Source organism: Burkholderia sp. Ax-1720 (assembly GCF_011753035.1).
In the GTDB taxonomy this organism is placed as follows: Bacteria; Pseudomonadota; Gammaproteobacteria; order Burkholderiales; family Burkholderiaceae; genus Burkholderia; species Burkholderia gladioli.
This window is the reverse complement of record NZ_VWWK01000301.1, coordinates 1-4,703: the sequence shown is the minus strand read 5'-3', so window position 1 is coordinate 4,703 and position 4,703 is coordinate 1. Positions and strand designations below refer to the sequence as shown.

General features: G+C 73.7%; 6 protein-coding genes. 2 read left to right on the top strand and 4 right to left on the bottom strand.

Annotated elements, in window-relative coordinates:
- Together F3J18_RS35635 and F3J18_RS35630 are read left to right on the top strand one after the other, a co-directional pair.
- Positions 1-758, top strand: a 758-nt coding sequence (locus F3J18_RS35635; RefSeq protein WP_166916802.1) for an aminotransferase class I/II-fold pyridoxal phosphate-dependent enzyme, incomplete at its 5' end; no start/stop codon positions are given.
- A gap of 18 nt (positions 759-776) precedes the next feature.
- Positions 777-1,733: a cobalamin-binding protein gene (locus F3J18_RS35630; protein ID WP_166916800.1), complete on the top strand. Its 957-nt coding sequence runs from the start codon at positions 777-779 to the stop codon at positions 1,731-1,733.
- Positions 1,734-1,749: 16 nt separating this feature from the next.
- Here the strand turns inward: F3J18_RS35630 and cobC are convergent, their stop codons facing one another.
- The 4 genes from cobC to F3J18_RS35610 all read right to left on the bottom strand — a co-directional run.
- Positions 1,750-2,346, bottom strand: coding sequence for an alpha-ribazole phosphatase (gene cobC / locus F3J18_RS35625; protein WP_166916798.1), 597 nt, complete (start codon positions 2,344-2,346; stop codon positions 1,750-1,752).
- The gene (locus tag F3J18_RS35620; RefSeq protein ID WP_166916796.1) at positions 2,331-3,110 is read right to left on the bottom strand and encodes an adenosylcobinamide-GDP ribazoletransferase; all 780 of its coding nucleotides are present in this window, start codon (positions 3,108-3,110) and stop codon (positions 2,331-2,333) included. Before F3J18_RS35620 ends, cobC begins: the two co-directional genes overlap by 16 nt.
- Positions 3,103-4,158 (bottom strand): nicotinate-nucleotide--dimethylbenzimidazole phosphoribosyltransferase, encoded by a 1,056-nt coding sequence (cobT, locus tag F3J18_RS35615; RefSeq protein WP_166916794.1) that lies wholly within the window; start codon positions 4,156-4,158, stop codon positions 3,103-3,105. Before cobT ends, F3J18_RS35620 begins: the two co-directional genes overlap by 8 nt.
- A gap of 79 nt (positions 4,159-4,237) precedes the next feature.
- The coding region (locus F3J18_RS35610) for an ABC transporter ATP-binding protein (protein ID WP_166916792.1) at positions 4,238-4,703 on the bottom strand (466 nt) is incomplete at its 5' end.

Below are 4,703 nucleotides of genomic sequence, written 5' to 3'. Positions count from 1 at the left end.
TGCTCGAGCCCGGCATCGCCGGCGTCGCGCCGCTGGCCTACAGCGAATACGCGCCGGCCTTCCTGCGCCACGGCCACACGCTGGCGACGCTCGATGCCGACGCCACCCTGCTGCCGCCGTCGATGCGTTACGTGATCGTCGGCAATCCCAACAATCCGACCGCCGAGCGCCTCACGCGCGAGCGCCTGCTGGGCTGGCACGCGCAACTGGCCGCGCGCGGCGGCGCCCTGATCGTCGACGAGGCCTTCGCCGACACCGGCGGCGAGGATACGCTGGCCGCCGATGCCGGCCGCGAGGGCCTGTTCGTGCTGCGCTCGATCGGCAAGTTCTTCGGGCTGGCCGGCGTGCGCGCCGGCTTCGTGCTGGCCGCGCCGCTGCCGCTCGCGCGGCTGCGCGCCGAGCTCGGCGCCTGGACCGTCAGCGGCCCGGCGCGGCACGCCGTGTCGGCCGCGCTGGCCGACCAGGGCTGGCAGCAGGCCACGCGCGAGCGCCTGGCGGCCGATAGCCTGCGGCTCGCGGAACTGCTGCGCCCGCACGGCTTCGCGGTGCGCGCCACCCCGCTGTTCTGCTGGACCGACGATCCGCGCGCCTGGGCGCTGCATGAGGCGCTCGCCACGCAAGGCGTCTGGACGCGCTTCTTCGCGCAGGCGCCGAGCCTGCGGATCGGCTTGCCGGGGATCGAGGAGGAATGGCTGCGGCTCGAGGATGCGCTGGACCATTACGCGGCTACCGCCGCGTACGGCGCAGCCGGGCGCTGATCGATGCGCGCGCAAGCCATGCTTCGTCGAAGCTTCGCCGGCGGGCTGGTCGCGGCGCTGCTTGCCGTGCCGCTTGCCGTGCCAGTTGCCGCCGCGGCGGCCTCGGTCGCCTCGGCAACCGCATCGGCGGCCGCGCCGAACCCCATCACCGTCATCGACGATGCCGGCCGAACCGTCACCCTGCCCGCCCCGGCCAGGCGTGTGATCAGCGTCGCGCCGCACGCCACCGAGCTGCTTTATGCAGCGGGCGGGGGCGCCGCGATGGTCGGCGCCGTGTCCTATAGCGACTACCCCGAAGCGGCGCGCGCGCTGCCTCGCGTGGGCGACAACCGCTCGCTCGACCTGGAACGCATCGTCGCGCTCAAGCCGGACCTGATCGTGGTCTGGCGTCACGGCAATGCCGACCGGCAGACCGCGCAGTTGGCGGCGCTCGGCATCCCGCTCTACTTCAGCGAACCGAAACGGCTCGACGAGGTGGCCGTCTCGCTCGACAAGCTCGGCCGGCTGCTCGGCACACGCGAGCAGGCCGACCGGGCCGCCGCCGACTACCGGCAGCGCATCGCGGCGCTGCGCGCGCGTTATGCGGCCCGGCCGCCGGTCACGGTGTTCCTGCAGATCTGGGACCGGCCGCTGACCACCCTGAACGGCGCGCAGATCGTCAGCGACGTGCTCACGCTGTGCGGCGGCCGCAACGTGTTCGCGGCGCTGCAGCCGGTCGCGCCGACCGTCAGCGACGAGGCCGTGCTGGCCGCCGATCCCGAGGCGATCGTCGCCACCGCGCAAGGCGCCACCGCCAGCGACGCGAGCCTGCCGAGCCTCGATCGCTGGCGCCGCTGGCCGTCGCTGGCGGCGGTCGCGCGCGGCAACCTGTTCGCGGTCGACGGCGACTGGCTGACACGGCCGACGCCGCGGCTCGCGCTCGGCGCGCAACAGGTCTGCCGGGATCTGGAAACGGCGCGCGAGCGGCGCCGCTGAAAACAGCACGAGGCGCTCAGCCGAGCGTCTCGTCCCACTGATTCAGTTGCCAGCCGCGCGCATCGTGCGAGAAGCGCACCAGGCCGCCATAGGCGATCGCGCGCGTGAGCAGGCTGTCGAGCGGCACGTCGAGCCACAGCGAGGCCAGCGCGCGAATCACGCCGGCATGGGTGACGACGATCGCCGTCGCGTCCTCGCCCGGAGAAGCGGCGAACGGCAGCGCGAACGACTCCACCCTCGCCACGAACTGCGCGGCGCTCTCACCGCCATGCTCGCGCGCGCCCATCAGGTCGGACTGCCAACGATCGAGCGCGGCCGCGCCGATCTCGTCCCAGCGCCGCATCTCCCAGGTGCCGAAATCGATCTCGCGCAGGCGCGCGTCGAGCCGCACCGGACGCGCCGCGAGCACGCCGATCGCCTGCGCGACCGCGGCGCAGCGCTGCAACGGGCTCGCCAGGATCGCCGCGGGCCAATCCACCTGCGCCGCGCGCAGCCGCGCCGCGATCGCGGCCGCCTCGACGGCTGCCTCGCCCGCAAGCGGCAGGTCGGAGGCGCCGTAGCAGATCCCGGCCTCGACGGCCGGCGCCGGATGACGGATCAGGACGAGGTCCATCCGAGCACCGTGAGGTAGATCGCCAGCTCGGAAAGCTGCTGCGCGAAACCGAGGCAATCGCCGGTATAACCGCCGAGACGGCGCCGCAGGTATCGCGCCAGCAGCGCGCGCACCACCAGCAGCGCGGCCAGCGCCGCGAGGCCCGCGCGCCAGTCCGGCCAGAACAGCCAGGGCAGGCCGCACAGCGCCGCGAACCCGAAGGCGCTCGCCGACATCCGCTGCGCGACAGGCCGCGCCTTGCCTTCCTCGCGCGCGTAGTCGAGCGTCATCAGCAGGCTGACCGCGGCGACGCGGCTCGCCGCATGCGCGGCCAGCAGGGTCCAGGCCGCGCGCAGCGGCGGCAGCGCCGCGAGCGCCTGCCACTTCAGGGCCAGCGCCAGCACCAGCGCGACCGCGCCGAAGCTGCCGATGCGCGAATCGCGCATGATGCGCAGCACGTCCTCGCGCGTGTAGCCGCCGCCGAAGCCGTCGCAGCTATCGGCGAGCCCGTCCTCGTGGAACGCGCCGGTGGCCGCCAGGCTGGCGGCCATCGACAGCAGCACCGCCACGCCGGGCGGCCAGATGCGCGCGGCGAGCAGATACACGCCGGCGGCCAGCGCGCCCACGCAGACGCCGACCAGCGGGAAATAACGCGCCGCCTGATCGAGATCGCCGGCCGCGTAGCCGATGCGCCGCGGCACCGGCACGCGCGTGAAATAACCCAGCGCGACGAAGAAATAACGGCATTCGGCTCGCCAGCGCATGCCTGTTCCCGGCTCAGGCATCGTCGCGGTTCGCGACGCCGGCCGCCTCGAAGCTGGCCATCTCGTCGAGGAAGGCGGTGGCCGCGCGCAGCAGCGGCAGCGCGAGCGCGGCGCCGGTGCCCTCGCCCAGGCGCAGGTCGAGCGCGAGCAGCGGCGCCGCGCCGAAATGCTGGAGCATGCGGCGATGGCCGTTCTCGTCGGAGACATGCGAGAACACGCAGTAGTCGAGCACCGCCGGCTGCAGCGCGGCAGCCACCAGCAGCGCCGAGCTGGCGATGAAACCGTCCACCAGGATCGCCATGCGCGCCTGCGCGGCCGCCAGGAAGGCGCCCGTCATCATCGCGATCTCGAAGCCGCCGAAGGTGGCCAGCACCTGGAGCGGCGCCTCTGCCTCGGGATGGCGCGCCAGCGCCGCCTCGAGCACGGCGCGCTTGCGGGCCAGCCCCTGGTCGTCGAGGCCGGTGCCGCGCCCCACGCACTCGGCCAGCGGCAGGCCGACCAGGCGACTCATCAGGCAGGCCGCGGCCGAGGTATTGGCGATGCCCATCTCGCCGAAGCCGATCACCGTGGTGCCGAGCGCCGCATGATGCGCGACGCGCGCGGCACCGGCCGCCAGCGCCGCGTGCAGCTGCGCCTCGCTCATCGCCGGCTCTTGCGCGAAGTTGCGCGTGCCCGCCGCGACCGGCACCGCGATCAGCTGCGGCGAGGCCGGCAGCGGCGTGGCCACGCCCGCGTCGACGATCTCCAACTCGCAGCCGGCCAGCTTAGAGAAGGCATTGATGGCCGCGCCGCCGGCCAGGAAGTTCGCCACCATCTGGGCGGTGACCGCCTGCGGATAAGGGCTCACGCCCTCGGCCGCGATGCCGTGGTCGGCCGCGAACACGATCGTCACCGGCCGCTCGATGCGCGGCCGGGTGCTGCGCTGGATCCGGCCCAGTTGCAGGGCGAGTGCTTCCAGCTTGCCGAGGCTGCCGGGCGGCTTGGTCTTGGTGTCGATCAGGTGCTGCAGCGTGGCGCTCAGCGTGTCGTCGAGCGCTTCGAGCTTCGGGACGGTATAGGTCGGGTTCATGCGGCGTTCTTCGGTTCGGTTGGAGGCTGGCGCGTCGGGCGCACAGCCCCGGGTGAGCGGGTCGACAGGTGGAGAGGATTCAGCGCGGCGGTGGTCGAGAAAGCGGCGGCGTGGCATGCGCGGGCCACATCGGCACCAGCGCCTCGTGGCCGTCGCGCTCGATCAGCACCAGCGGATAACCGAAGGCGGCGCTCGCCGCCTCGGCCGACAGCACCTCGCGCGCCGGGCCGGCCAGCGCGCCGCCGCGTCCGTCGAGCAGCAGCGCGTGCGTGGCGTAGCGCCGTGCGAGGTTCAGATCGTGACACGAAAAAATCACCGTGCGCGGCGCGGCGCGCAACCAGGTGAGCAAGGCATCGAGGCAGGCAGCCTGGTGCTGCAGGTCCAGGTGCGCGAGCGGCTCGTCGAGCAGCAGCAGCGGCGCGTCCTGGCACAGCACGCCAGCCAGCGCCACGCGCTGGCGCTCGCCGCCCGACAGCGTGAGCACGTCGCGCGCCGCGAACTCGGCCAGGCCCAGCGCCGCCAGCGCGGCGCGCGCGGCGAGCCGG